Annotated in this window: 1 protein-coding gene; it reads right to left on the reverse strand. The window is 60.6% G+C overall.

Features of this window, described 5'->3' with window-relative positions; all coding sequences use genetic code 11:
- Positions 1–9: 9 nt before the first annotated feature.
- A partial coding sequence (locus OC610_RS28945) for a DUF6279 family lipoprotein (RefSeq protein ID WP_264433255.1) occupies positions 10–411 on the reverse strand: 402 nt, incomplete at its 5' end.

The following is a 411-nucleotide window of genomic DNA, read 5'->3' on the forward strand; positions in this document are numbered from 1 at the left end:
ACAGTGGTTTTACGAGCGCGCCGCTTTCAAGCATTTCAGATCACTGAAATCCTTCTTCACCCCATCAATCTTTTGCAACAACCGTTCACGCTGCGCCGGGGTGCTGTTGGCCATCAGGTCCACCAGCAGGCTGCGGGCCTGGGCTTCGGTTTTGTTGTAGGCCTCGCGGTAAGCAGGTGTCCACAGGCTTTCGCGGTTGACCAGCAATTGCTCGATGCGTTTCGGAAAGTCGGGGCTGTGGCGCTGGGCGACGGCTTCGCTGAACTGGTTTTGCCAGTGGGCGCGGTTGGCGATCCATTGTTGGTTCTGGTCGCCCAGGGCGGTGGACCAAGCCATTACCCGCTGGCGCTGTGCGTCGTTGATCGGGCCGATCCAGTCGTCGAGGCGTTTCTCCATGCGCTCGGCGCGCTC

It is taken from the genome of Pseudomonas agronomica (assembly GCF_025917275.1).
GTDB classification, from domain to species: domain Bacteria; phylum Pseudomonadota; class Gammaproteobacteria; order Pseudomonadales; family Pseudomonadaceae; genus Aquipseudomonas; species Aquipseudomonas agronomica.